Genomic DNA, 25,142 nt, shown 5'->3' with positions numbered 1-25,142 from the left:
CGGCGCTGTAGACCTTGCGGCCGTGCACGCCGGTCACCCGGGCGTGGATGTGCAGCACCGAGTCGACCGGGACGGGGCGGACGAAGTCGGTCTCCAGGCGGCCGGTGACGGCGGGGGCGCCGAGCAGCCAGTTGAGCGTGCCGAGGGTCTCGTCCATGGCGCTGACCAGGACGCCGCCGTGGGCCAGGCCGGGGCCGCCCTGGTGGGCCGGCTTGACGGTGAACTGCGCCGTGACGTCGAGGTGTTCGCCGGCGACGGCGGTGAGTTGGAGGCCCTGGGGGTGGTGCGGGCCGCAGCCGAAGCACTCGTCGTAGTGGGAGCCGATGAGGGTGCCGGGTGCGGGGGCCAGCGGGGAGCGGTCGGGGAGGACGGCGTCCGCGGGCGGGGTGGTGGGGGTGGTGGGTCCGTTCACGGCGCCGACCCTACCTGTCGGTAGTTTTCCGGGACAGGTGCGGCGGCGGGGCCCCGGGGGTGGGCGCGGTGTGCGGAGCGCCCACAATGGGGGGCATGTACGAGGAACGTCTCACCGTCCCGCGGTCCTGGTGGCTGCTGTCCGTGGCGCTCGGGCTGTCGCTCGCGCTGATCCTGCTCCGTTTCAGCGGGGTGGGCGCGCTGGTCGGGCTGGTGGTGGGGGTGGTCGCGGGGGCGGCGGCGCTGAGCGGCTACGGGTCGGCGCGAATCCGGGTGGTGCAGGGGTCGCTGGTGGCCGGGCAGGCCCGGATCCCGGTGGGTGCGCTGGGCGCGGCCGAGGTGCTGAACCCGAAGGAGGCGGTGGCCTGGCGGTCGGTGAAGGCCGATCCGCGGGCGTTCATGCTGCTGCGCAGCTACGTGCCGACGGCGCTGAAGGTCGAGGTGACCGATCCGGCGGACCCGACCCCGTACCTGTACCTGTCGACCCGGTCGCCGCAGAAGCTGGCGGACGCGCTGGCCGCCGCGTCGGACGGGCGGGGCGCGTCGGACGGGCGGGGCGCCGCGCGGGAGCACTGAGGGCCGTCCGCCGGCGGGCGGTGGTGGATGCGAAAGGGACGGTCCCACCCGGTGGGTGGGACCGTCCCTTTCGGTCTGTCTGCGAGCCCTGCGGGGCGGGAGCGCGGTGGGGCGCCCTGCCGGGTGCGACCGCTCGGGGCGATCGCTGCTACTGCCTCCGGCCCTGCTGCTCAAGGCCGGACGGGGCGGCGTACCGGGCCGGCGGAGGGGTACCGCCCGCCCGGGCCAGTGCCGCGCCGTTTTCAGGCTCCGCAGTCCCGGCAGATCGGCTGGCCGTTCTTCTCGCTGTAGAGCTGGCTCCGGTGGTGCACCAGGAAGCAGCTCATGCAGGTGAACTCGTCGGCCTGTCGGGGCAGCACTCGGACCGAGAGCTCCTCGTTCGAGAGGTCGGCGCCCGGAAGCTCCAGCCCCTCGTTGGCGTCGTACTCGTCGACGTCGACCGAGCTGGACGCCTTCTCGTTCCGGCGGGCCTTGAGTTCCTCGATGCTGTCCTCGTTGAGGTCGTCATCGGTCTTGCGTGGGGTGTCGTAGTCCGTTGCCATAGTTTTCGCTCTCCCCCTTTGGGTGTGTGCGGTATCTCCAGCGCACGTAACGCCTGGGGGGCCGGTCTTGTGCCCGACCCGAGGCCGAGATTGTGCCTTACTTCAAGCCCTGTTACTCAATCGACATCCGGACAGGGGCCCGTCGGGGTGACCGAACAGGGTCCGAACACCGTCCACCGTACGGGTGAATCGGTTCGGACCGGAACTCACCGATCATCACGGTCGGTGATCGTCCGGGGCCGTCGGGGGCGGCAACTGGGCGACCGGGGAAGGTTTTTGGTGCCCGGCCGGACGGGCTTCGGCCGGGCCGGTCGGTGACCGAGCGCTACCGGCCCACCCGAACGAGTGATCACACCATCGAGGGAGGCGGGTACGCCTTCCGGACAGGTGTGAGGTTCGTCACATTGGGCGCGACAGCGGGCGTTTGCCGCCAAAGCGGGCCTTTCGGCCGAGGTTCGCGCGGCCGAATTGTCCGCATACCGACCGGTAGCTCCCGGGCCGCCGCTCAGGCCCGGGCGGCGGCCGCGGCGGCGCGGCGGGCGAGCATCGCGGCCTGGCGCTCGTCGAAGCGGGTGGCCTGGTCGTCCAGGCCCGCCAGGAAGGCCCCCAGCTCGCCCTGGGCGTGCTGGCCGACCGGGCCGAGGCCGGTGGTCTCCATGACCTTCAGGTGGCGCAGCACGGGCTGCAGCACGTCGTCGTGGTGGATGCGCAGGTTGTAGACGTTGCCGATGGCGATCTGGGCGGCGGAGCGCTCGAAGCCGGGCATGCCGTGGCCGGGCATCCGGAAGTTGATCACCACGTCGGCGATGGCCCGCATGGTCTGGTCGGGGGCGATCTCCAGGGCGGCCTTGAGCAGGTTCCGGTAGAAGACCATGTGCAGGTTCTCGTCGTTGGCGATCTTGGCCAGCAGCTGGTCGCAGAGCGGGTCGCCGGAGTGGTGGCCGGTGTTGCGGTGGGCGATCCGGGTGGCCAGCTCCTGGAAGGCGACGTAGGCGACGGACTGCAGCATGCTGTGCGCGTTGTCCGACTCGAAGCCCTCGGACATGTGCGCCATCCGGGCCCGCTCCAGCTCGACCGGGTCGACGGCGCGGGTGGCCAGCAGGTAGTCGCGGATCGCTATCCCGTGCCGGCCCTCCTCGGCGGTCCAGCGGTGCACCCAGGTGCCCCAGGCGCCCTCGCGGCCGAACATGCTGGCGATCTCGTGGTGGTAGCTCGGCAGGTTGTCCTCGGTGAGCAGGTTGACCACCAGGGAGACCCGGGCCAGCGGGGTGACCCGGGACTGGTCGAGCGACCACGCCTCGCCGCCGAGCACGCCGTCGAAGTCCCGCCCCCGGCTCCACGGCACGTACTCGTGCGGCATCCACTCCTTGGCCACCTTGAGGTGGCGGTTGAGCTCGGTCTCCACGACCTCCTCGAGCGCGAGGATCAGCCTGGCGTCGGTCCAAGCGTTCGTGGCGGTGCGCTGCACGGGGGCGATGGTCACGGCGTTGCTCCTGCGGAGGGGACGGGCTGACCTACGGCTGCGTAGGTTACGACACCGTAAGTTGTCGCGGCGGCAAATGACAAGCCGCCCCTGTCCAGCACTTATGTCGTTCCGACACGGCTGGGCGGGGGCGGCTGGGACGGGTCCGGCGGGGAGGGGGCGGCCGGAGCGCCCGGAGGGGGCACCGGCGGGCCCGGGGCGGGCCGGCGGCTACGGGATGCGGACCTGGACCCGCAGGCCGCCTCCGGGGCGGGCAGTGACCTCGATGGCCCCTCCGTGGGCGCGCACCACGGAGCGGACGATGGACAGGCCGAGTCCGACGCCCTTGTCGCTGCGGGTGCGGTCGGTGCCCCGGAGGCGGCGGAACGGCTCGAAGATGTGCTCCAGCTCGTAGCCGGGCACCACCGGGCCGGTGTTGCTGACCACCAGCTCGCCGCCCCCGCCGCGGACGGCCGAGGTGGTGATCTCCACCCAGCCGCCGGGCGTGTTGTACCGGGTGCCGTTCTGCAGCAGGTTGAGCGCGATCCGCTCCAGCAGCACGCCGTTGCCGTGCGCGGGGGCGGGCGCCAGCTCGGCGCGCAGCTCCACCTCGCGGTTGGCCGCCTCGGCCCGGGTCTGCTCCATGGCCCGCTGGGCGACCTCGGCCAGGTCGACCGGGCGCCGCTCGGTGAGCTCGTTCTCGCTGCGGGCCAGCAGCAGCAGGCCCTCGACCAGCTGCTCGCTGCGCTCGTTGGTGGCCAGCAGGGTCTTGCCGAGCTGCTGGAGGTCGGGCGAGGCCTCCGGGTCGGCCAGCTGGACCTCCAGCAGGGTGCGGTTGATCGCCAGCGGGGTGCGCAGCTCGTGCGAGGCGTTGGCGACGAAGCGGCGCTGCGAGTCGAAGGCCCGGTCGAGGCGCTCCAGCATCTCGTCGAAGGTGTCGGCGAGCTCCTTGAGCTCGTCGTCCGGGCCGTCCAGGTCGATCCGGCGGTGCAGGTCGCTGCCGGCCACCTCGCGGGCGGTGCGGGTGATCCGGCCGAGCGGGTGGAGCACCCGGCCGGCCATCGCGTAGCCGACCGCGAAGGCGATCGCGGCCAGGAAGACCAGGGCGGTCAGCGCCCGGCGCAGCAGGGTGGAGAGCGCCTGGCTGCTGTTGACCTCCTGGAGGGCGGCCATCGCCCGGTCCAGGGTGGCCTGGTCCCGGATCTCCTGGCCGTTGAGGGTGACCGCGATGTTGTTGCCGAGTGTCAGGTGCGGCAGCTGGGCCTGGTCGAAGGCCGAGCGGACGAAGTAGTACATCAGCAGCAGCAGGACCACCCCCGCCATCAGGAACATCCCGCCGTACAGCAGGGTGAGCCGGATGCGGATGGTGGGGCGCAGCGACAGCCAGGCGAACAGGCCGTCGCCGGGGTGGTAGGTGTCGTCGGCGCGGTCGCGGTCGGGGCGGCGCGGGGGGTGCGACGGTCGCGGGGGCACCTGGTGCGGACCCGGGGCGGGCGTGCCGGGGGCCCCGCCGGGGAGTGGCGGGGTGGTCATGGCCGGAAGTCCTCTCAGACGGTGGACGGTTCGGGGGTGCGGGTCACACCCGGTAGCCGGAGCCGGGCACGGTGACGATCACCGGCGGGTCCCCGAGCTTGCGGCGCAGGGTCATCACGGTGACCCGGACCACGTTGGTGAACGGGTCGGTGTGCTCGTCCCAGGCCTTCTCCAGCAGCTGCTCGGCGGAGACCACGGCGCCGCCGGCCCGCATCAGGACCTCCAGCACGGCGAACTCCTTGGGCGCGAGCTGGACCGGCTTGCCGTCCCGGATCACCTCGCGGCGGCCGGGGTCGAGGCTGATCCCGGAGCGCTCCAGCACGGGGGGCAGCGGGACGGTGGCCCGGCGGCCCAGCGCCCTTACCCGGGCGACGAGTTCGCTGAAGGCGAACGGCTTGGGGAGGTAGTCGTCGGCGCCGATCTCCAGTCCCTCGACCCGGTCGCTGATGTCGCCGGAGGCGGTGAGCATGATCACCCGGGTGGCCAGGCCCTGTTCGACCACCCGGCGGCACACGTCGTCGCCGTGCACCAGCGGGAGGTCCCGGTCGAGCACCACCACGTCGTAGTCGTTCACGGCGATCCGCTGCAGGGCGGCCTCCCCGTCGTAGACGACGTCGACCGCCATGGCCTCCCGGCGCAGGCCGGTGGCGACGGCCTCGGCGAGCAGCTGCTCGTCCTCGACGACGAGTACCCGCACGGTGGTTGTCCCTTCTGCTGGAGCGGCCCTGGCCGTGCTCGCCCGTGCGGGCCGTGAGGCGCCGGGCGCGGACCCGGGCAGGCGGATCCGACGGTGCCTCCATCCTGCCTGGTCGCGCGGTAAAGCAGTCGTAAGTCCGGTGCGCCGTCCGCGAAAGCGGAGCGGTGCCCGCCTGTTTGGACTGTGACTCGGGCAACTTTCCCGAGAGTTGGAGGTTTCCATGGCCGGGGGGTGGGGAGGACACGTGCACACCGTGATGCCGTCCTGTGGCGCGTCGCGGCCACCACCACCCGCCGAGTGCCCCATCCGCACCGGCCTGGGACGGAAAACCACCGGGTCGCGGCCCCTGCGCCGCCCGAGCACCCGACCGGAACCCGCGTCCGGTCCAGGGGGCCCGACCGGGGTTTGTCCGGTTCCGCGCCGGGGGGCTGCTCGGACCGTGCCCGTCGACACAGCAAAGGGGGCCCGTATGGACGCCTTCACCGCCGGAATCCTTCAGCGGATCAAGAACGCCGAGCAGGATCTGCACCGCGCGATCGAGTCCGGGGACGAGTTCCTGGCCGAGGTCGAGCAGTCCGAGCTGGAGGACCTCCAGCGCCTCGCCACCGAACACGGCGTGGACCCGGTCCTCGGCACGCACCGCTCCGCCGCCTGACCGTTCCCCTTCCCGTACCGCCAGGTGCGGCCCCGTCCGACCAGCGCCCCGGCCCGGTTCACCGGTCCGGGGCGCTTCGCGTCTGCCCGCCGCGCGGCGGATCAGTCGTGCCAGGCGCCGAGTTCCTCCAGCCGGGCCTGCAGCGGTTCGAACACGCCGGGCGGGGCGGCGACGGTCAGCTCGCCGTCCGCGGGCAGGCCGGGGCGGGAGCCGGTGAGCGCGCCCGCCTCCGCGGCGATCAGCAGGCCGGCCGCCCGGTCCCAGGGGGCCAGGCCGCGCTCGTAGTAGCCGTCGAACCGGCCGGCCGCCAGGTCGCACAGGTCGACGGCGGCGGCGCCGCCCCGGCGGACGTCGCGCACCTCGCCCATCAGCGCGTGCAGCACCTCGGCCTGGTGCACCCGCCGCTCGCGCAGGTAGCCGAAGCCGGTCGCCACCAGCGCCCCGCCCCACGCCGGGGCCGGGCGGACGGCCAGCCGGCGGCCGTCCAGGTGGGCGCCGCCGCCGCGCACCGCCTGGAACAGCTCGTTCCGGGCCGGGACGAAGACCACGCCCACCACCGCCTCGCCGTCCAGCTCGGCGGCCACGCTGACCGCCCAGGAGGGCAGCCCGTACAGGTAGTTGACAGTGCCGTCGAGCGGGTCGACCACCCAGCGCACCCCGCTGGTGCCGGGGTGGTCGGCGCCCTCCTCGCCGAGGTAGCCGTCGTCCGGGCGGCGGGCGGAGATCAGCTCCAGCACCAGCTTCTCGGAGGCCAGGTCCATCTCGGTCACCACGTCCACCGGACTGCTCTTGGTGGCGGCCACCCCGAGGTCGGCGGGCCGCCCGTCGCGCAGCAGCTCGCCGGCCCGGGTGGCCGCCTCCAGCGCGGTGGCGAGCAACTCCTGCAGCAGGTCGTCGATCACTGGTCTCGGTCCTCCGGGTCTCGGACTTCGGGCTTCGGTGCCCGGGCGTCGGTGCCCGGGCGTCGCGCTTCGGTGCCGGCGCTTCGGTGCTCGCGCTCGGGCGCTCAGGCTTCGGCGGCGGCGGGCCGGGGGGCGCGCGGGTTGGGGCAGCAGGCGGTGGCGCACACGTCGTGGCTGGGGCCGAGCGCGCCCAGCGCGCACCGGGTGACCGGCTCGCCGCGCCGGACGGCGGCCCGCTCCAGCACCAGGTCCCGGACGGCGGCGGCGAACCGCGGGTCGGCCCCGACGGTGGCGGTCCGGGCGATCGGCAGGCCGAGCTCGGCGGCCTTCGCCACCGCCTCGGTGTCCAGGTCGTACTTGACCTCCATGTGGTCGGAGACGAAGCCGATCGGCACCATCACCACGGCCGCGGCGCCGTCCGCGTGCTCCGCCGCCAGGTGGTCGCAGACGTCGGGCTCCAGCCACGGGGTGTGCGGGGCGCCGGAGCGGCTCTGGTACACCAGCTGCCAGGGCCGGTCGGCGACGCCGGTGCGCCCGGCCACCGCGGCGGCGACCAGCCGGGCCACCTCCAGGTGCTGGGCGACGTACGCGCCGCCGGGGGTGCCGCGGGCCGGGTCGTCGGGGGCGCCGGAGGTCTCGGCCATCGCGGTCGGGATCGAGTGCGTGGTGAACGCCAGCCGGGCGCCGTCCCGGACCGCTTCCGGGAGTTCGGCGAGCGCGGCCAGGGTGGCGTCGACCATCGGCTCGACGAAGCCGGGGTGGTTGTAGAAGTGCCGCAACTTGTCCACGGTCAGCTCCGGCCGGCCCTCGGCGGCCAGCCGCGCCAGCGCGTCGGCCAGGTTCTCCCGGTACTGCCGGCAGCCCGAGTACCCGGCGTAGGCGCTGGTGGCCAGCACCAGCACCCGGCGGTGCCCGTCGTCGGCGATCTCCCGCAGGGCGTCGACCAGGTACGGGGCCCAGTTCCGGTTGCCCCAGTACACCGGCAGGTCCAGGCCGTGGTCGGCGAAGTCCTTGCGCAGCGCGGCCAGCAGGTCCCGGTTCTGCTCGTTGATCGGGCTGACCCCGCCGAACAGGAAGTAGTGCTTGCCGACCTCGGCCAGCCGCTCCTTGGGGATGCCCCGCCCGCGGGTGACGTTCTCCAGGAAGGGCACCACGTCCTCGGGACCCTCCGGCCCGCCGAAGGAGAGCAGCAGCAGCGCGTCGTACGGCGCGGGGTCGGTGGGGCTCGGGATGCGCGTGTCGGACATGGCTCCGATCCTGCCACTCGTGACGGCCCGGCCGGTGCACGGGCGCGGCCCGGCCGGTGCACGGGCGCGACCGGGCCGGTGCGCGGGGGCTGAGGTCCGGGATGTCCGCGAACCACCCGGATGCAGAGGTTCGACCACGCTTCGTAAGCTGTGTGGGCGACGGTCGCGCATTACCGATGGTTGCGTCTTACCCCCATCCGACCTCCGACGGAGCCACCCCCCGTGCTGTCCAGCTACCGCCAGATCTTCGCCGCCCCCGGTTCCCTGGCCTTCTCCTTCACCGGGCTGATCGCCCGCCTGCCGATCTCCATGACCGGGATCGGCATCGTCACGATGCTCGGCCGGATCAAGGACTCCTACTGGCTGGGCAGCCTGCTCTCCGCCGTCCTCGCCGTCTCCGCCGCGGTCCTCGGCCCGCGGATCTCCCGCCTGGTCGACCGGTACGGCCAGCGCCGCGTCGCCCTCCCCGCCGCCGGCGTCACCGTGCTCGCCGCCGCCGGGCTGCTGCTCGGCGCGCACTACGGCTTCCCGGACTGGACGCTGTTCGTCTTCGCCGTCGGCATGGGCACCATGCCCAGCACCGGCTCCATGGTCCGGGCCCGCTGGGCCCACCTCTACCGGGACGCGCCGCCCAAGCTGCACACCGCGTACTCCTTCGAGGCCGTCGCGGACGAGATCTGCTTCATCATCGGCCCGATCCTGGCCGCCACCCTGGCCACCTCGCTCTTCCCCGAGTCCGGCCTGCTGCTCGCCGGGGTCTTCCTGGTGGTCGGCATCCTGCTGTTCACCGCCCAGCGCCGCACTGAACCCCCGGCCCACCCCGTCGAGCACCGGGCCGGTGCCTCGGTCGCCCGCGACAAGGGCATCCAGATCCTGATCCTGACGCTGGCCGCGATCGGCGGCGTCTTCGGCTCCGTCGAGGTGGTCACCGTCGCCTTCGCGAAGGCCCAGGGCCACCCCGCCGCCTCCGGCAGCGTCCTCGCCGTGTACGCCCTCGGCTCCTGCCTGGCCGGGGCGGTCTTCGGCGCGCTGAAGTTCACCGCCCCGCTGGACCGCCGCTTCCTGGTCGGCGTCGGCGTGATGGCCGCCGGGATGGCCCCGCTCATCCTCGCCGCCCAGCTCCTGCACGGCACCGCGGCCCTGGTCGGCGTGGGCGGCGCGCTCTTCCTCTCCGGCCTCGCCATCTCCCCCACCCTGATCACCTCCATGGCCCTGGTCGAACGGCTCGTCCCCGCCGCCCGGCTCACCGAGGGCATGACCTGGACCACCACCGGTCTGGCCCTCGGCGTCGCCGTCGGCTCCTCGGCGGCGGGCATCGTGGTCGACGCGGCCGGCAGCGCGAACGGCTACTGGGTCCCGGTCGGCGCCGCCGCGCTGTCCGCGCTGGCGGCCTACACCGGCCTGCCCCGGCTGCGCCGCCGGCTCGCGGTGGCGCGGCAGCCGGCGGTGGAGGCGGTGCGCTCCTAGGCCCGGTCCGGCCCCGGCGGACGGGCGGGTCCGGCGGGCGGTCGGTCCGCTCCCGTCGAACCGTAGACCTGCGCGATCCTGGTGACTACGCTCCCCGTACCCACCGGTAGAACCGGAAGGTAGGACACGCGCGAGCGGGAGGCTCTGGAGATGACCGAGGTCTGGCGGAACTGGGCGGGGAACCAGAGCGCGCGGCCCGCGCGGGTGGTGGCGCCGGGGTCGGTCGAGGAGCTCTCGGCGGCGGTGGTCGCGGCCGGGCGGGCCGGGCTGCCGGTGAAGGCGGTCGGGGCCGGACACTCGTTCACCGCGATCGCCGCCGCCGGGGACGCCGTCCTGGTCCGGCCGGACCGGCTGACCGCCGTCCGCGGGCTCGACCGGGCGGCCGGGACGGTCACCGTCGAGTCCGGCCTGCCGCTGCACCGGCTGAACCGGCTGCTGGCGGCCGCCGGCCTCTCGCTGACGAACATGGGCGACATCGAGGTGCAGACGGTCGCGGGCGCGACCAGCACCGGCACCCACGGCACCGGCCGCGACTCCGGCTCGCTCGCGGCCCAGGTCACCGAGGTCGAGATCGTCCTCGCCGACGGCTCGGTGCGGACCTGCTCGGCGACCGAGGACGCGGAGCTGTTCCAGGGCGCGCGGCTGGGCCTGGGCGCGCTGGGCGTGGTGAGCGCGCTGACCTTCGCGGTGGAGCCGATGTTCCTGCTCTCCGCGCACGAGCAGCCGATGGGCTTCGACGAGGTGCTGGGCTCCTTCGACGACCTGACGGCGGTGAACGAGCACTTCGAGTTCTACTGGTTCCCGCACACCGACCGCTGCTCGACCAAGCGGAACAACCGCAGCCAGGGCCCGGCCGCGCCGCTGCCCGCCTTCAAGGCCTGGCTGGACGACGACTTCGTGTCGAACACGGTCTGGGAGGGCGCCTGCCGGGTGGGCCGCGCCTTCCCCGGGGCGATCCCGACGATAGCCAAGATCGCCAGCCGGGCCTGGTCCGAGCGCCGGTTCACCGACGAGGCGTACAAGGTGTACACCAGCCCGCGCAAGGTCCGCTTCATCGAGATGGAGTACGCGGTGCCGCGCGAGGCGGCCACCGAGGTGCTGCGCGAGCTGAAGGCGCTGGTGGAGCGCTCCGACTGGCGGATCAGCTTCCCGGTGGAGGTGCGGGTGGCCCCGGCCGACGACCTGTGGCTCTCCACCGCGAACGGGCGGGACAGCGTGTACATCGCCGTCCACCTGTACCGGGGCACCCGCGAACTCTCCTACTTCACCGAGGTGGAGAAGCTGATGACCGCCCACCGGGGGCGCCCGCACTGGGGCAAGCTGCACACCCGGGACGCCGAGTACCTGTCGACCGTCTACCCGCACTTCGGCGACTTCACGGCGCTGCGCGACAAGGTCGACCCGGAGCGCCGGTTCGCCAACGCCTACCTGCGCCGGGTGCTGGGCGCCTGACCCGGCCGCGTCCGCCGTCAGTCGTCAGTCGTCAGCCGGTCGGTTCGGCCGTCCCGCCCGGGGTGGCGGTCGGCGGCGCCGCCCCGCCGCCCGGGTCCCCACCGTCCCGGCCCCCGCCGTCCGAGGCCCCGCCGGAGGGCGTGCCGCTCGGCGCGGGCGGGACGGACGCGGCCCCGGAGGGCGAGCCCGACGCCGCCCCGGACGGCCCGGCCGAACCGCTCGGCGTCGCCGAGGGGGTGGGGGAGGACCGGCCGGAGGGGAGGTCGGACGGCCCGGTGGACGGGGTGTCCGCGGGGTCGGCGGCTGCTGCCGGTCGCCGGACGGCCGCGAGGGGTTGAACGAGGTGCCGCCGCCGTCCTGCCCGGTGGTGATGTCGTGCATCGGCTTCCCGGCCGCGAGTTCCACCGCGACGACCGGCACCATGGCGAGCACGAACACCAGCGCGGAGACCGCCGTGTACGACTTCCAGGTCCAGCGGCGTTTCGCGCGCAGCACCCGGGGGGCGTTCCAGTCCGGGCTGATTCCGCCCGGCGGCGCGGGTGCCGGGTGCACGGCGGGGGCGGATTCGGCACCCCGTTCCACCGCGTTGCGCAGTTGTTCCCCGGTGCGTTTGAACAGGTGCTGGAAGAGCGCGCTTCCGACGGTCGCCCCCACCGAGACGACGGCCGCACCGAGTATCGTTCCGTACACTCCGAGTTCCGAGGCGAGTACCGCGCCGACCACCGCGGCCAGGGCGCTCGCGGCCACCTGAGCGGTCGTCAGGTCGAGCCGTCTGCGCTCCGCCTTCTCCTCCGCCCCGGCCGGTCCGTGCGCGAACTGCTGGCTCTGGTGCGGCATCCCTGTCCCTCGGTCGGCGTGTCGGAATTTTGAACAAGTCTCTCCATCTTGCCCAAAGAAGGACACAAGGGTCGAAAATCCGGTTCTCCCCGGTCGATATATGTGAAGATGATCACCGTCCGTTGATCGCCGGTGGGTCAATGGGGTGGCCACTCTTGAGATTCCGGTGATTCGCGGGAGACTTGAGCGGCGAGCCGCCCCTTCGGATGCCACGAATGGAGTACTGTTCGTGGAGCCTGAGCCTTCGGACCCGCTGTCTACGACCCGTCAGACGACGGACCGGGCGCCCGGGTGCGATGTCGACCGTCGACGTGGCAAACAGGCAACCGTGCCACAGCGGCGCGCCCGGGCGAAAGCCCGACACGCCGGGTAACTCTGCAAGGTTGTGGCCACTCGCCAGCGGGCAGGCCACACTCAGTACGGGAGCAGCGACGCAGGTGACGTCGGCAGGCACCACCCGGGAGGTAACCGTGCCCGAACTGCGCGTCGTGGCCGTCAGCAACGACGGCACACGGCTGGTGCTCAAGGCTGCCGACAGCACGGAGTACACCCTGCCGATCGACGAGCGGCTGCGCGCCGCCGTCCGGGGTGACCGCCCGCGGCTCGGCCAGATCGAGATCGAGGTGGAGAGCCACCTCCGCCCCCGCGACATCCAGGCGCGGATACGAGCCGGTGCCTCCGCCGAGGAGGTCGCCCAGGCCGCCGGCATCTCGGTGGAGCGCGTCCGCCGCTTCGAGGGCCCGGTGCTCGCCGAGCGCGCCTTCATGGCCGAGCGGGCCCGCAAGACGGCGATCCGCCGGCACGGCGAGTCCACCGGGCCGCAGCTCGGCGAGGCCGTCGCCGAGCGCCTCGCGCTGCGCGGCGCCGAGAAGGACACCGAGCGCTGGGACTCCTGGCGCCGCGACGACGGCACCTGGGAGGTCGTCCTCTGGTACCGCGCCGAGGGCGAGCACCGGCGCGCCGCCTGGTCCTACGACCCGCCCCGGCGGCTGGTCCAGCCCAACGACGACGAGGCCCGCGCGCTGATCGGCGAGAACGTCGAGCGCGAGGAGGACTCGGTCTTCCCGTTCATCCCGCGGATCGCCCGGCTCCCCCAGGACCGCCCGGCCCGCCCGATGATCGAGCGGCCCTCCGCCGACCGCATCATGCAGGTCCGCGAGGCCCGCGAGGCGGCGGCCTCCGCCGCCACCGCCGCCGTGCCCGAACGGGACTCGCTGACCAGCCTGCTGGACGTGGTGCCCTCCTACCGCGGCGACCTCACCCCGGTCGGCCCGAGCGTGGAGACCGCGGTCACCGAGGAGCCCGAGGAGATCGAGGAGACGGCGGCCCCCGCCGCCAGCGTCGGCGCGGGCTCCGCGTACGCGGACATCCTGATGCCGCGCTCCGTCGCCCCGCACCGGGACCGCCTGGTCGGCACCACCGACCGCCAGGCCGAGGCCGACGGCGTCCGCCCCGGGCGCCGGGCGACGGTGCCGAGCTGGGACGAGATCGTCTTCGGCTCGCGCCGCAAGAAGCCCGAGTAACCGAACGGCGCGTCCACAGGGGCCCGGGCACAGCCCGGGCCCCTGCCGTACCCCGCCCCCTTCGAGGACGTGTCTTCCCGCTCAGACCTCGACGGGGTTGTCCGGGTTCGCGGACCACTCGCTCCACGAGCCCGGGTAGAGGGCCACGCCGTCCTGCCCGGCCAGGGTGAGGGCGAGCAGCTGGTGGGCGGCGGTGACGCCGGAGCCGCAGTAGACGGCGGTGCGGGCGGGGTCGGTGAGGTGGAGCGCGGCGAAGCGGGCCGCCAGCGCGGCCGGCGGGAGGAAGCGGCCGTCGGGGGCGAGGTTCTCGCCGGTGGGCGCGGAGGTGGCGCCGGGGATGTGGCCGGCCCGGGGGTCGACGGGTTCGGTCTCGCCGCGGTAGCGCTCGCCGGCCCGGGCGTCGAGGAGCAGTCCGGTGCGGGCGAGTTCGGCCGCGCCGGCCGCGTCGACGGTGGGCAGGTGGCCGGGGTCGACCTTGAAGTCGCCGTCGCCGGGGGCGGGGTGTCGGTGGTGAGCGGGTGGCCGGCGGCGGTCCAGGCGGCGAGGCCGCCGTCGAGGACCCGGACGTCGGGGTGGCCGGCCCAGCGCAGCAGCCACCAGGCGCGGGCGGCGGAGAGCGCGGGCCCGGCGTCGTAGGCGACGACCGGGCGGTCGGCGGTGACGCCGGCCCGGCGCAGCGCGGTGGCGAGGCGGTCGGGGTCGGGCAGCGGGTGGCGGCCGGCCGGGCCGGGCGGGTCGGCGAGTTCGCGGTCGAGGTCGACGTAGTGCGCGCCGGGCAGGTGGCCCGCGGCGTACTCCTCGGCTCCGGGCGGGCCGCCGAGCGCCCAGCGGACGTCGAGCAGAACGGGCGGCCGGTCCGAGCCGAGCGCGGCGGCGAGTTCGGCGACGGTGATCAGGGGCGAGGTCATGCCGTCATTGTGGCGCGCGGGCGCGGTGCGCGGGGCGGCCCCGGCGATCGCGTCACCCGGGGAAACGATCCGACGGGGAGGCGGTCCGGCGGGGAGGCGGTCCGACGGGCTGGTCAGCCCTCGAAGGGGAGGACGTCCGGGGAGAGGACGGCGGCGCGGGCGGTGGCGGCGGTGAGGCGGCGGCGGTGGTGGCGGCGGCAGAGCACCTCGTACCCGATCTCGTCCTCGTTGACGGCGACGTCCCCGACCACCACCTGGGCCCCCTCGACCACCATGACGCCGCCGACGGTGCGGGCGTTGTGGGTGGCGCGGGCGCCGCACCAGCACAGGGCCTCGACCTGGAGGACCTCGACCCGGTCGGCGAGTTCGATCAGGCGCTGGGAGCCGGGGAAGAGCCTGGTGCGGAAGTCGGTGGTGATCCCGAAGGTGAACACGTCGATGCCCAACTCGTCCACGATGCGGGCGAGTTGGTCGATCTGTCCGGCGGAGAAGAACTGCGCCTCGTCGCAGATCAGGTAGTCGACCTTGCCGCCCGCCGAGAGCAGGTGGACGACGTACGCCTGGAAGTCGAAGAGGTCGCCGACCTCGACGGCGTCGGCGCGCAGGCCGAGGCGGCTGGAGATGGTGGCGGCGCCGGCCCGGTCGTGGCGGGTGAAGATGATGCCCTGGCGGCCGCGGGCGGCGTGGTTGTGGTCCATCTGGAGGGCCAGCGTGGACTTGCCGCAGTCCATCGTGCCCGAGAAGAACACCAATTCAGCCATGGCGGAGCGTCAGCCTTTCGGACAGGTCGAACAGGTCGGACGGGGAGGTCAGCGGGGGCTCAGCGGGACTCAGCTTCGGACTTCGAGCAGCGGGACGAGCTGCTCGACGGGGGTCATCGAGCCGTGCAGGCCGACCATCTGGGACTCGCCGGGTTCGCTGCGGGTGGCGATGACGGCGATGTCGTCGCGGGCGGCGGCGACCACGTCGCCGATCCGGGGCAGCACCCGCTCGTCCACCGAGGGGCCGAACCAGCCCGCGGCGACGGCCTGTTCGCGGGTGGCCACCCACATCTGCTCGCCGAGCACCTCGCTCCACACGGCGTGCACGTCGGCGGCGGCGCCGGGGTGGGCGTAGACGTGGCGGGCCCGGCCCTCGCCGCCGAGCAGGGCGACGCCGGCCGAGAGCTCCCAGTCCTCGTCGAAGTCGATCCGGTCCTCGGGGGCGATGTCGATCATGCCGTGGTCGGCGGTGACGTACAGCGCGGAGCGCGGCGGGAGCTGCTCGGCGAGGCGGCGGGCGAGGCGGTCGACCGCGAACAGGGTGAGCCGCCACTCGTCGGAGGCGACGCCGTACCGGTGCCCGGCGGCGTCGAGTTCGCTGAGGTACGTGTAGACCAGGGCGCGGTCGTGCTCGGCCAGCCAGGCGGCGGCCCGGTCCATCCGCTCCTCGCCGGTGGTGCGGCCGAGGAAGGTGCCGCCGGAGAGCGCGACCTGGGTGAGCGGGGTGGTGGCGAACAGCGGGGAGGAGACCTGGGCGGTGGCCACCCCGGCCCGGTGCGCCCGCTCGAAGACGGTGGGGTAGGGCTGCCAGGCGTGCGGGTCGACCGGCGGGGTCCAGCGCAGCTGGTTCATCAGCCGCCCGCTGTCGGGGATCGCCACCGTGTACCCGGCCAGGCCGTGCTGTCCGGGCGGCAGGCCGGTGCCGACCGAGGCCAGCGAGGTGGCGGTGGTGGACGGGAACCCGGCGGTGATCGGGGTGCGCCCGGCGGTCAGCGAGGTGAGGAACGGCGCCCAGTCGGGGTTGGCCCGGATCAGCTCCCAGCCGAGGCCGTCGACCAGGAACACGCAGACCCGGTCGGCCGGCTCCAGCGGCAGCACGGGCCGGTAGCCGGGCACGCCGAGGCCCGCCGCGAGCGTGGGCAGCAGGTCGGAGAGCGCGGCGCTGCCGTAGCGCGGGACGGGGGCGGCGGCCGGGTCGAGCAGGTCGTAGTGGTCCTCGTGGTGCATGCCAGGCTCAGCCGTTGGCCACGGTCGCCTCGGACAGCGCCCGGGCGAACACCAGCGCCTGGGCGACCGTCTCCGGCCCGTCCCCGGCCTCGCTGACCCGCAGCGACAGGTCGTCGGCGGTGGCGGAGCCGGTGTAGCCGTGGTCCGCCTCGCAGTTGGGGTCGGAGCAGCCGGCCGGCTCCAGGTCGAGGCGCTGCACGGCGCCCCAGCCGATGGTGAGGACGACCTCGCGCGGCGGGGTGCCGGGGGTGTACGTCTCGGGGTTGGCGACCATGCGGCTGACCACCACGGAGGTGATCCGGTCCAGTCGGACCGTCTCGGTGGAGGTGGTGGCGTACGGGACGGGGGTGGCCGCGTCGCCGTTCTGCTCGTCGGTGTGGCTGACCACGAAGCGGGACGGGGTGAGCACCAGCACGGTGACGTGCCGGCGGACCTCGTTGGCGTCGAAGGTGGTCTCCTGGTGCACCAGGTACGAGCTGATCGGCTCGGGGCCCACCGCGGACTCCACCGCCTCGGAGACCAGCGCCGGGTAGTAGCCGCTGCGCTCGATCGCGGACCGCAGGTCCTGCGTGGTGGTACCGGTCTTCGCCATATCTCCATCCTGGCATGTCCCGCCACTGCGGCGGGTGGCACTGCGCCGGGTCGCCCGGCCTTCGCGGTGCCGGGGGTCACCCGGTCCTGCCGAGCGGGCAACCACGCAAGGTTACAGCGTGCTCATGGCGCGCGGTCCCAGATCGGTGCGGACCGGCAGCGGGGCGATCCGGACCCGGGCGCCGAGCACGGTCAGGCCGTGCGGGGCGACCACCACGGGCTCCAGGTCGACCGAGGCGACCTCGGGCAGGTCGTCGACCAGGCGGGAGACCCGCAGCAGCAGCTCCTCCAGCGCGTCGGTGTCGACGGCCTCGGCGCCGCGCCAGCCGAACAGCAGCGGGGCGGCCCGGACCTCGCGGATCAGCTCGGCCACGTCCCGGTCGGTGGCCGGGACCAGGCGGTGGGCGACGTCGCCGAGCAGTTCGGCGGGGGCGCCGGCCAGGCCGAAGGACAGGATGGTGCCGACGGCCGGGTCGACGGAGGCGCCGATCACGGTGTCCACGCCGCGCGGGGCCAGCCGCTGCACCACCAGTTCGGCCTGCGCGGCGCCGCCCAGCAGGGCGTCCAGCTCGCGGTGGGCGCGGCGCAGCTCGGCCTCGCCGGTCAGGTCGAGCCGAACGCTGCCCAGGTCGGGGCGGTGGCGCAGGTGCTCGGCGGTGGCCTTGAGCGCGACGGGGTAGCCGAGCGCGGCGGCGGCCCGGACCGCGCCGGCCTCGTCGGGGGCGGGCAGCGTCGGGCTGACCGGGATGCCGTAGTGGCCGAGCAGTTCGGCGGCCTCGGCGTCGGGCAGGGTGACCCGGGCGCCGCCGGCCTGGAGCCGGGCGGCGACCGCCTCCCGGCCGGCCAGGGCGCGCTCGACCAGGGCGCGGGCGGCGTGCTCGTCGACGCCGTCCAGTTCGGGGACCCGGGCGGTCTCCTCGGCCTCGGCGCTGCGCCGGCGCCACTTCGCGTAGCGGACGGCGTCGGCCAGGGCGTGCACGGCGCGCTCGGGGGCCGGGTAGGCGGGCACTCCCCCGGCGCGCAGCCGGGCGACCATGGCGGGCAGCGCGAGGTGGGCGAGCAGCAGCGGCTTGCCGAGTTCCCGGCCGCGTTCGGCGGCGTCCAGCAGGGCCCGGGCGATCTCCGGGGCGTCCTCGACCAGCTCGGGGGCCGGGTCGGGGCCGTGCACGCCGATCGGCGGGATGGCGACGGCGATCACGGCGTCGGTGTGCGGGTCGGCGAGCGCGGTCTCCAGGGCGACCCGGAAGTTCTCGCCGCCGGCGCCGGTGGTCAGGTCGACGGGGGTGCGGGGGCGCAGTCCGGCGCTCAGGCAGGTGTCGTAGGTGAGCAGGCCGAGCGAGTCGGAGTTGCCGACCACGGCGACCTTGTTGCCCCGGGGCAGCGGCTGTCCGGCGAGCAGTTCGCCGGTGTCGAAGAGTTCGGTGATGGTGTCCACCCGGATCACCCCGGCCTGCTGGAACAGCGCGTCCACGGTGCTGTCGCGCAGCCGGGTGGCGGCGGGCTGGACGGCGTGGCCGGGCGGCAGGCTGCCGGTGTGCCGGGCACCCTTGAGCACCACGACGGGCTTGCTGGCGGCGAGCCGGCGGGCGATCCGGGTGAACTTGCGCGGGTTGCCGAAGGACTCGAAGTAGAGCAGCACCACCTCGGTGGCGGCGTCCTCCTCCCAGTACTGGAGCAGGTCGTTGCCGGAGACGTCGGCGCGGTTGCCGACCGAGGCGAACGAGGAGATGCCGGTGCCGCGCCGGTGCGCGGCCTCCAGCAGGGCCACGCCGATCGCGCCGGACTGGCAGAACACGCCGAACGGCCCGCGCGCGGGCAGCGCGGGGGCCAGCGAGGCGTTCAGCCGGTGCTCGGGGTCGGTGTTGACCAGGCCGAACGCGTTCGGGCCGATCACCCGCATGCCGGCCGCCCGGGCCTGGCGCACCAGCTCCCGCTGCCGGTCGCGCCCGTCCGGGCCGGTCTCCGCGTACCCGGCGCTCACCACCACCAGGCCCCGCACGCCGTGCGCCCCGCACTCGGCGACCGCGCCGGGGACGGCCGGCTCCGGCACCGCGATCACCGCGAGGTCCACCGGCCCGGGGACGTCCAGCACCGAGCGGTGGGTGGGCACGCCCTCCAGTTCGGTGCCGGGCTCGGCGCCCCGGTTCACCGCGTACACCGGGCCGTCGAAGCCGGAGCGGACGTCGCGCAGCAGCGCCCGGCCGACCGAGTGCGGGTTGCGCGAGACCCCGATCACGGCGATCGAACGGGGCGTCAGCAGGCGCTGCACGGAGCGGGCTTCGGCGCGGTGCTCGCGGGCGCGCATGACGGCCAGCGAGGCGGCGGTCGGCTCCAGGTCGAACTCCAGGTGCACCACGCCGTCGGCGAAGCTGCGCCGCTGGGTGTACCCGGCGTCGGTGAAGACCTTCACCATCTTCCGGTTCTCCGGCAGCACCTCGGCGGTGAAGCGGCGGATGCCGCGCTCCTGCGCGACCGCCGCGATGTGCTCCAGCAGCGCGGAGGCGATGCCCCGGCCCTGGTGCGCGTCCTGCACCAGGAACGCGACCTCGGCGTCGGTGCCGGTGGTGGACGGCATCCCGTCCTTGTCGATCCGGTCGTAGCGGACGGTGGCGACGAACCTGTCGCGCACGACGAGGGCCAGGCCGACCCGGTTCACGTAGTCGTGCCGGGTGAAGCGGCGGACGTCCTTGTCGGACAGGTGCGGGTAGGGGGCGAAGAACCGGAAGTACTTCGACTGGTCCGAGACCTGCTCGTAGAACTCCACCAGGCGGTCCGCGTCGTCGGCGGTGATCGGCCGGATCCGGGCGGTGCCGCCGTCCCGCAGCAGGACGTCCGCCTCCCAGTGCTGGGGGTACCCGTTGTCCGCCGCCGCGCGCTCGTGCTCCACGCCCGCCAGCGTAGTCGTCGGCGAGCCTGATGGCGCCAGGCGTGCCGGGCGCGGCACGCTGGCCGTGCCGTCGCCGCGCCCCCGCGCCGACGGGCCCGCAGTGCCCGACCGTGCAACACTGGTCTAGACAACACTGCACCACCCTGCACCACGTGAAAGGCACCTCTCATGGCTGAGCGCCGCGTCACCATCGGTTGGGCCGAGGGCCTGCACGCCCGTCCCGCCTCCGTCTTCGTCAAGGCCGTCACCTCCACCGGCGTCCCGATGACCATCGCCAAGGAGGGCGGCGCCCCGGTCAACGCCGGCTCCATGCTCGGCCTCCTCGCCCTCGGCGCGGTCGGCGGCGACACCGTCGTCCTCGCCGCCGACGCGGACGGCGCCGAGGCCGCGCTCGACCGCGTCGCCAAGCTGGTCCAGGAGGGCCTGGACGAGCTGCCCGCCGCATAAGCAGAGCGCCCCGCCAGGGGCTCGGGGAACGGCGAGCCCGGGTCTGCTGCCGGTGCGCGCCGCTGCTTCGGGTTCCGTTCACTGCACGCAGCAGCACGGACCTCCGACGGGCTCCGGCCGCCAGCAGCACGGCCCCGCCGTTCCCCGGGCCCCGGATGCGCGCCCCGCCGTATCTCCTCAGCCACTCACCAGCGCCCAGCCCGCCGCCTCGCGGCGGGTGCCCGGGAGGAGCAGGGGGACGGCCAGGAGCAGGGCGGCACCGGCGAAGTAGGGAGCGCGGGGGCCCCACTGGTGGGCGAGGACGCCGGCGAGGGCCGCGCCCGTCGCGCCCGCGGCGCTGAAGACGAGCTGGTAGGCCATGGAGACCCGGCCCAGCAGGCGGGAGGGGATCTGGGCCTGACGGAGGGTCACTCCGCCGATCGCCCAGGCAAACTCGGTGAGGCCGTAGGCGGCGACACCGAGGGCCGCGATCTCGGAGGCGGGGGCGAGCGCCACCAGCAGCGCGCAGGTCGCCGAGCCGAGGACACCGGCGACCATGGTGGTACGGACGCCCCAGCGGTGCAGCAGCCGCGGGGTGAGGGCACTGCCGAGCAGGCCGCCGACGGCGAAGGCCGCGACCAGCAGGGCGAATCCGGTGGGGCCGAGGTGCTGGGCGCGGCTGGTGTAGAGGACCAGGACGGCGATCAGCCCGGAGGAGACCGCCCCCGAGACGCCGCCGGCCAGGCAGAGCCGGAACAGGACGGGGCGGCCGCGCAGCCAGCGCAGTGCTTCGGCGACCTGACTCCCCAGCGGGGCCCGCCCGGTGGCGTCCGCCGCCCGGCCGGGGTGGAAGTCTCCGCGCAGCAGGAGCACCAGGGCGGCCGCGACGGCGAAGGAGAGGGTGTCGACGGCGAGCGGGAGCGCCGCGGCCAGCCCGAACAGCACCGCGCCGAGCGGGGTGCCCAGCAGGGTGTCGGCGATCAGGGCGCTGGCCTGCAGCCGGGAGTTGGCCCGGGCCCGTTCGGCGGGCGGGACCAGGGTGGGGACCATGCCGGACCAGCCGGCGCTGTAGAGGATCTCGCCGGTGCCGAGCAGCAGCGCGGCCAGCACCAGCCAGCCGATCCAGGCGGTCCCGGCGGCGACCGCGACGGCCAGCGCGCCGACCACGAGGGTGCGGGCGGCGTCGGCCCAGAAGAGGATGCGGCGGCGGTCGAGCCGGTCGGCCCAGGCCCCGGCGGGGAGGGCGAGCAGCAGCGAGGGCAGTTGGCCGGCCAGCGCGACCAGGGCGATCAGCCGGGCGTCGCCGGTGAGCCCGACGGCGAGCAGCGGGAGGGCGACGAAGCGCATACCGTCGCCGAGGCTGGATATGGTGACGGACGCCCAGAGGACGGGGAAGCCGCGCGAATACATGAACAAAAATATCGTTCACGTTTTTCCGGTGCGTCAAGAGGCCCGTCCGCCCGGCACCGCAGAAGGAGAGTGAGCCCGCCGTGTCCCCCCTGGTCCGCGAGCCGCAGCAGCAGCGCAGCCGCGAGAAGTTCGCCCGCATCCTGGCCACCACCGCCCGGCTGCTGGACACCATGCCGTTCGACCAGCTCAGCACCAAGCAGATCGCGGCCGAGGCCGGGATGTCGGTGGGGGCGCTGTACCGGTTCTTCCCGGACAAGGAGGCGGTGCTCGAAACGCTGGAGCGCAGTTGGCTGGAGGGCGACCTGCGGCTGCTGGCCACCGCCACCGACCCGGCGGCGGTGGCGGCCTGCGCGTCGTCCGAGCAGTTCCTCGCCCGGGTGGTCGAGGCGTACGCGGACCGGTTCCGCACCCTGCCCGGCTACCGGCACGTGTGGTTCCACGTGGCGAAGGTCCCCGCGCTGGCGAGCGAGGGGGCCGAGGTGGACCGGCGGATCGTGGAGCGCGTGCACGAGGTGCTGGTGGACTCGTTCGGGCTGGCGGGCACGGCCGAGACCCGCCGCCGGGCGGGTGTGGCCGTGGCCGTGGCCGTGCGGATGCTCGGCCTGGCGTTCCAGGAGGACCCGCAGGGCGACCCGGAGATCCTCGCGGACATCCCGCTGGTGCTGGACCGGTACGTCTTCGCCCCGGCCCGCAGCACCTCCGGGCCCTGACCGGCCGTCAGCCCTTCACGCAGATCACCTGCTTGAGGTGCGCCACCACCTCGACCAGATCCCGCTGCTGCTCGATGACCTTCTCGATCGGCTTGTACGCGCCGGGGATCTCGTCGACCACGCCGGCGTCCTTGCGGCACTCGACGCCCGCCGTCTGCGCGACCAGGTCCGCCGTGGTGAAGCGCTTCTTGGCCGCCGTCCGGCTCATCTTCCGACCGGCGCCGTGCGAGGCCGAGTTGAACGAGGCGGCGTTCCCCAGGCCCTTCACGATGTACGAGCCGGTGCCCATCGAGCCCGGGATGATGCCGTACTCGCCGGAGCCGGCCCGGATCGCGCCCTTGCGGGTGACGAGCAGGTCGACGCCGTCGTAGCGCTCCTCGGCCACGTAGTTGTGGTGGCAGGAGATCATCGGCTCGAACACGGCCCGGGCCTTGGGCAGTTCGCGGCGGACCGCGTCCTGGAACAGGACCATCATCAGCGCCCGGTTGTGCTTGGCGTACTCCTGCGCCCAGAACAGGTCGGAGCGGTAGGCGGCCATCTGCGGGGTGTCGGCGATGAAGACCGCGAGGTCGCGGTCGATCAGGCCCTGGTTGTGCGGCAGGGACCGGGCGATCGACATGTGGTGCTCGGCCAGCTCCTTGCCGATGTTGCGCGAACCGGAGTGCAGCATCAGCCAGACCGCGCCGTCGTCGTCCAGGCAGAGCTCGATGAAGTGGTTGCCGCCGCCGAGGGTGGCCATCTGCTGGGCGGCCCGCTCGCGCCGCCAGCGGACGTCCGGCGCGATGCCGTCGAAGCGCCGCCAGAAGTCGTCCCAGCCGGCGGTGGACACGCCGTGCAGCTTGCCCGGGTCGACCGGGTCGGTGTGCAGGCCGCGGCCGACCGGGATGGCCTGCTCGATCCGGTGGCGCAGGTGCGACAGGTCGTCGGGCAGGTCCTTCGCGGTGAGCGAGGACTTCACGGCCGTCATCCCGCAGCCGATGTCGACGCCGACCGCGGCCGGGCAGACCGCGCCCTTCATCGCGATGACGGAGCCGACCGTCGCGCCCTTGCCCAGGTGGACGTCCGGCATCACGGCGAGGCCGTGCAGCCAGGGCAGCGTGCTGATGTTGCGCAGCTGCTGCATGGCCTGGCCCTCGACGGTGGCCGGGTCGGTCCACATCCGGATCGGGACGCGGACGCCGGGTACCTCGGTGTACGACATGGGGGTGCGACCTCCTGGGTCGGGTGGGTTCAGGGTGCCGCACGAAGGGGCCCGGTGCGGCGGCGGGGAAGACCAGGGGGGCGGCCCGGGACGGGCCGCGGGCAGCGGACGGCGCTGCGCGGAGGGACCGCTCAGGCGGTTCGGTACGAACAGCGGAAGGGCAGTCTCGGGGAGCGTCGTCGTGGCTCGACCCGCATGGTGACCGCCTCCTTCCGCACTCGTGGTCCGCGCGCCTGCCGCCCGGCCGGGGATATCTACCCACGGGGCGGCGGCGGCGCGCAAGGCATTAAAACGCCGGGGGTCCGGCGGGGCTGACGCCCCGTCGGACCCCCGGCGGACGGACTCAGTTGGCGACGACCGTGACGTCCCCGATGCCGAGCGCCTTGACCGGCTCGGCGATCACCGAGGCGTCGCCGACCAGCACGGTGACCAGCCGGTCCGGCGGGAAGGCGGCGACCACGGCCCGGGTGGCGGCCGCGGTGTCCAGCTCGGCCAGCCTCCGGTAGAAGTCGGCCTGGTAGGTGTCCGGCAGGTACTGCTCGACCTGGTCGGCCAGGGTCGCGGCGACCGAGCCGGCCGTCTCGTACTTGAGCGGGGCGACGCCGACCAGGAACTGGACGGCCTCCTCCCGCTCGGCGTCGGTCAGGCCGCCGTCGGCCAGCGCGCGCAGGATGGTCCAGGTGTCCTGGAGCGCGGGCGCGGTGGACTCGGTGTCCACCGAGCCGCTGATCGCCAGCAGCCCGCGGCCGGAGCCGTCGGCGGCCGAGCGCAGCGCCTGGGCGAACGCCCGCACGCCGTAGGTGTAGCCCTTCTCCTCGCGCAGCACCCGGTCCAGCCGGGAGGTGAGGGTGCCGCCGAGGCAGTAGGTGCCGAGCACCTGCGCGGCCCACGCGGGGTCGTGCCGGTCCGGGCCGATCCGGCCGATCAGCAGCTGGGTCTGGACCGAGCCGGGCCGGTCGACGATGACCACCCGCCCGGCGTCGTCGCCGACCACCGGGCCGTGCGCGGCCGGCTCCCGGGTCTCGGCGCTCCACCGGCCCAGGGTGGACTCCAGCAGCGCGGCCAGGTCGACGCCGGTCAGGTCGCCGACCACCACGGCGGTGGCGGTGGACGGGCGCAGGTGGGCGTCGTAGAACGCCTTGACCGCGTCCCGGTCGATCCGCTTGACCGAGTCGGCGGAGCCGGCCCGCGGCCGCGACAGCCGGTCGTGGGCCGGGAACAGCTCGGCGTACAGCGCCTTGGCGGCCCGCCGGGCCGGGTTGGCCTGCTCGTGGACGATCTCGTCGAGGCGGTTGGCGACCAGCCGCTCGATCTCGTCGGCGGGCAGCGCGGGGGCGCGCAGCGCGTCGCCGAGCAGGGTCAGGCCGCGCTCCAGGCGGGAGGCCGGGACCTCCAGCGAGACCCGGACCGCCGGGTGGTCGGCGTGGGTGTCCAGGGTGGCGCCGGCCCGCTCCAGCTCGCCCGCGAACTCCTCGGCGGTGAGCGTGTCGGTGCCCTCGGACAGCGCCCGGGACAGGATCGAGGCGACGCCGTCCAGGCCCTCCGGCTCGGCGGCCAGCGGCGCGTCGAGCACCATGTCGACGGCGACCAGCTGCTGGCCGGGGCGGTGGCAGTGCAGCACCGTCAGGCCGTTGGCCAGGGTGAGCCGTTCGGGCGCCGGGAACGCCCACGGGGTGGGGGTGCCGGGCTGCGGCTGCGGGTGGAACTCCATCGCGGG

At 74.4% G+C, this 25,142-nt stretch carries 21 protein-coding genes and 1 pseudogene (1 of these 22 running past the window's edge); 7 read left to right on the top strand and 15 right to left on the bottom strand.

The genetic code is table 11. The features are described from left to right. Positions 1 to 412: the 5' portion of a PaaI family thioesterase gene (locus tag QMQ26_RS25015; protein ID WP_282202752.1), read on the bottom strand. The gene continues 173 nt to the left of window position 1, outside the view; only the first 412 of its 585 coding nucleotides appear in the window; the start codon lies at positions 410 to 412; the stop codon falls past the left edge of the window. Between the two features lie 95 nt (positions 413 to 507). Here QMQ26_RS25015 and QMQ26_RS25010 point away from each other — a divergent pair, with 95 nt between their 5' ends. Beyond that, positions 508 to 987 (top strand): DUF3093 domain-containing protein, encoded by a 480-nt coding sequence (locus QMQ26_RS25010; RefSeq protein WP_404813956.1) that lies wholly within the window; start codon positions 508 to 510, stop codon positions 985 to 987. A 242-nt stretch (positions 988 to 1,229) separates the two neighbouring features. On the opposite strand, the gene QMQ26_RS25005 is transcribed toward QMQ26_RS25010, so the two are convergent. From QMQ26_RS25005 to QMQ26_RS24990, 4 genes are all read right to left on the bottom strand, one after another. Next, complete coding sequence (locus QMQ26_RS25005) at positions 1,230 to 1,529, bottom strand: DUF4193 domain-containing protein (RefSeq protein ID WP_014138508.1); 300 nt, start codon at positions 1,527 to 1,529, stop codon at positions 1,230 to 1,232. 505 nt (positions 1,530 to 2,034) lie between these two features. Further along, positions 2,035 to 3,012, bottom strand: coding sequence for an acyl-ACP desaturase (locus tag QMQ26_RS25000; RefSeq protein WP_282202750.1), 978 nt, complete (start codon positions 3,010 to 3,012; stop codon positions 2,035 to 2,037). A 210-nt stretch (positions 3,013 to 3,222) separates the two neighbouring features. After that, a complete protein-coding gene (locus QMQ26_RS24995; protein ID WP_282202749.1) occupies positions 3,223 to 4,524 on the bottom strand; it encodes a sensor histidine kinase in 1,302 nt (433 codons plus the stop codon). A gap of 43 nt (positions 4,525 to 4,567) precedes the next feature. After that, positions 4,568 to 5,221: a response regulator transcription factor gene (locus QMQ26_RS24990; protein ID WP_100840350.1), complete on the bottom strand. Its 654-nt coding sequence runs from the start codon at positions 5,219 to 5,221 to the stop codon at positions 4,568 to 4,570. A 469-nt stretch (positions 5,222 to 5,690) separates the two neighbouring features. Between QMQ26_RS24990 and QMQ26_RS24985 the strand changes: the two genes are divergently transcribed. Further along, positions 5,691 to 5,876, top strand: a complete 186-nt coding sequence (locus tag QMQ26_RS24985; RefSeq protein WP_030458050.1) for a hypothetical protein — start codon at positions 5,691 to 5,693, stop codon at positions 5,874 to 5,876. Positions 5,877 to 5,977: 101 nt separating this feature from the next. On the opposite strand, the gene QMQ26_RS24980 is transcribed toward QMQ26_RS24985, so the two are convergent. Beyond that, positions 5,978 to 6,778, bottom strand: a complete 801-nt coding sequence (locus tag QMQ26_RS24980; RefSeq protein ID WP_282202748.1) for an inositol monophosphatase family protein — start codon at positions 6,776 to 6,778, stop codon at positions 5,978 to 5,980. 104 nt (positions 6,779 to 6,882) lie between these two features. Further along, positions 6,883 to 8,025, bottom strand: coding sequence for a ferrochelatase (locus tag QMQ26_RS24975; protein WP_282202747.1), 1,143 nt, complete (start codon positions 8,023 to 8,025; stop codon positions 6,883 to 6,885). 222 nt (positions 8,026 to 8,247) lie between these two features. Here QMQ26_RS24975 and QMQ26_RS24970 point away from each other — a divergent pair, with 222 nt between their 5' ends. From QMQ26_RS24970 to sepH, 3 genes are all read left to right on the top strand, one after another. Further along, entirely contained in the window at positions 8,248 to 9,492 is a 1,245-nt protein-coding gene (locus QMQ26_RS24970; protein WP_282202746.1) for an MFS transporter, read from the top strand. A gap of 150 nt (positions 9,493 to 9,642) precedes the next feature. Further along, entirely contained in the window at positions 9,643 to 10,944 is a 1,302-nt protein-coding gene (locus QMQ26_RS24965; RefSeq protein WP_282202745.1) for a D-arabinono-1,4-lactone oxidase, read from the top strand. Positions 10,945 to 12,218: 1,274 nt separating this feature from the next. Beyond that, a complete protein-coding gene (sepH, locus tag QMQ26_RS24960) occupies positions 12,219 to 13,304 on the top strand; it encodes a septation protein SepH (protein ID WP_100840356.1) in 1,086 nt (361 codons plus the stop codon). 81 nt (positions 13,305 to 13,385) lie between these two features. On the opposite strand, the pseudogene QMQ26_RS24955 reads toward sepH, so the two are convergent. The 5 genes and pseudogenes from QMQ26_RS24955 to QMQ26_RS24935 form a co-directional block, all read right to left on the bottom strand. Further along, a pseudogene (locus QMQ26_RS24955) lies at positions 13,386 to 14,212 on the bottom strand (sulfurtransferase). A gap of 113 nt (positions 14,213 to 14,325) precedes the next feature. Next, complete coding sequence (locus tag QMQ26_RS24950) at positions 14,326 to 14,973, bottom strand: thymidine kinase (RefSeq protein WP_100840358.1); 648 nt, start codon at positions 14,971 to 14,973, stop codon at positions 14,326 to 14,328. A 69-nt stretch (positions 14,974 to 15,042) separates the two neighbouring features. Further along, entirely contained in the window at positions 15,043 to 16,200 is a 1,158-nt protein-coding gene (locus tag QMQ26_RS24945; protein ID WP_282202744.1) for an alkaline phosphatase family protein, read from the bottom strand. Between the two features lie 7 nt (positions 16,201 to 16,207). Beyond that, positions 16,208 to 16,792, bottom strand: a complete 585-nt coding sequence (locus tag QMQ26_RS24940) for a DUF5998 family protein (protein ID WP_100840360.1) — start codon at positions 16,790 to 16,792, stop codon at positions 16,208 to 16,210. Between the two features lie 111 nt (positions 16,793 to 16,903). Continuing rightward, positions 16,904 to 19,678, bottom strand: coding sequence for a bifunctional acetate--CoA ligase family protein/GNAT family N-acetyltransferase (locus QMQ26_RS24935; RefSeq protein ID WP_100840361.1), 2,775 nt, complete (start codon positions 19,676 to 19,678; stop codon positions 16,904 to 16,906). Between the two features lie 168 nt (positions 19,679 to 19,846). Between QMQ26_RS24935 and QMQ26_RS24930 the strand changes: the two genes are divergently transcribed. Then, a complete protein-coding gene (locus QMQ26_RS24930; RefSeq protein WP_282202743.1) occupies positions 19,847 to 20,125 on the top strand; it encodes an HPr family phosphocarrier protein in 279 nt (92 codons plus the stop codon). A gap of 177 nt (positions 20,126 to 20,302) precedes the next feature. Here QMQ26_RS24930 and QMQ26_RS24925 read toward each other — a convergent pair whose 3' ends face one another. Continuing rightward, positions 20,303 to 21,514, bottom strand: coding sequence for an MFS transporter (locus tag QMQ26_RS24925; protein WP_282202742.1), 1,212 nt, complete (start codon positions 21,512 to 21,514; stop codon positions 20,303 to 20,305). Between the two features lie 80 nt (positions 21,515 to 21,594). On the opposite strand from QMQ26_RS24925, the gene QMQ26_RS24920 reads away from it, so the two are divergent. Then, complete coding sequence (locus tag QMQ26_RS24920) at positions 21,595 to 22,224, top strand: TetR/AcrR family transcriptional regulator (protein ID WP_282202741.1); 630 nt, start codon at positions 21,595 to 21,597, stop codon at positions 22,222 to 22,224. Positions 22,225 to 22,231: 7 nt separating this feature from the next. Here the strand turns inward: QMQ26_RS24920 and QMQ26_RS24915 are convergent, their stop codons facing one another. Together QMQ26_RS24915 and QMQ26_RS24910 are read right to left on the bottom strand one after the other, a co-directional pair. Then, complete coding sequence (locus QMQ26_RS24915) at positions 22,232 to 23,425, bottom strand: RtcB family protein (protein ID WP_100840365.1); 1,194 nt, start codon at positions 23,423 to 23,425, stop codon at positions 22,232 to 22,234. Between the two features lie 343 nt (positions 23,426 to 23,768). After that, a complete protein-coding gene (locus QMQ26_RS24910) occupies positions 23,769 to 25,136 on the bottom strand; it encodes a M16 family metallopeptidase (RefSeq protein WP_282206609.1) in 1,368 nt (455 codons plus the stop codon). Positions 25,137 to 25,142 lie beyond the last annotated feature (6 nt).

Origin of the sequence: Kitasatospora fiedleri (assembly GCF_948472415.1) — a bacterium.
GTDB lineage: Bacteria > Actinomycetota > Actinomycetes > Streptomycetales > Streptomycetaceae > Kitasatospora > Kitasatospora fiedleri.
Note: the sequence above shows the minus strand (reverse complement) of the source record. Positions and strands in the feature narration are given on the sequence as shown.

Bases quoted from the DNA above. Each gene is read 5' to 3' on its own strand.
- QMQ26_RS24950 (WP_100840358.1), bottom strand. From the start codon at position 14,973: ATGGCTGAATTGGTGTTCTTCTCGGGCACGATGGACTGCGGCAAGTCC.
- QMQ26_RS25005 (WP_014138508.1), bottom strand. From the start codon at position 1,529: ATGGCAACGGACTACGACACCCCACGCAAGACCGATGACGACCTCAAC.
- QMQ26_RS24940 (WP_100840360.1), bottom strand. From the start codon at position 16,792: ATGGCGAAGACCGGTACCACCACGCAGGACCTGCGGTCCGCGATCGAG.
- QMQ26_RS24975 (WP_282202747.1), bottom strand. From the start codon at position 8,025: ATGTCCGACACGCGCATCCCGAGCCCCACCGACCCCGCGCCGTACGAC.
- QMQ26_RS24925 (WP_282202742.1), bottom strand. From the start codon at position 21,514: ATGTATTCGCGCGGCTTCCCCGTCCTCTGGGCGTCCGTCACCATATCC.
- QMQ26_RS25010 (WP_404813956.1), top strand. From the start codon at position 508: ATGTACGAGGAACGTCTCACCGTCCCGCGGTCCTGGTGGCTGCTGTCC.
- QMQ26_RS24930 (WP_282202743.1), top strand. From the start codon at position 19,847: ATGGCTGAGCGCCGCGTCACCATCGGTTGGGCCGAGGGCCTGCACGCC.
- QMQ26_RS24915 (WP_100840365.1), bottom strand. From the start codon at position 23,425: ATGTCGTACACCGAGGTACCCGGCGTCCGCGTCCCGATCCGGATGTGG.
- QMQ26_RS24995 (WP_282202749.1), bottom strand. From the start codon at position 4,524: ATGACCACCCCGCCACTCCCCGGCGGGGCCCCCGGCACGCCCGCCCCG.
- QMQ26_RS24985 (WP_030458050.1), top strand. From the start codon at position 5,691: ATGGACGCCTTCACCGCCGGAATCCTTCAGCGGATCAAGAACGCCGAG.
- QMQ26_RS24965 (WP_282202745.1), top strand. From the start codon at position 9,643: ATGACCGAGGTCTGGCGGAACTGGGCGGGGAACCAGAGCGCGCGGCCC.
- QMQ26_RS24945 (WP_282202744.1), bottom strand. From the start codon at position 16,200: ATGCACCACGAGGACCACTACGACCTGCTCGACCCGGCCGCCGCCCCC.
- QMQ26_RS24910 (WP_282206609.1), bottom strand. From the start codon at position 25,136: ATGGAGTTCCACCCGCAGCCGCAGCCCGGCACCCCCACCCCGTGGGCG.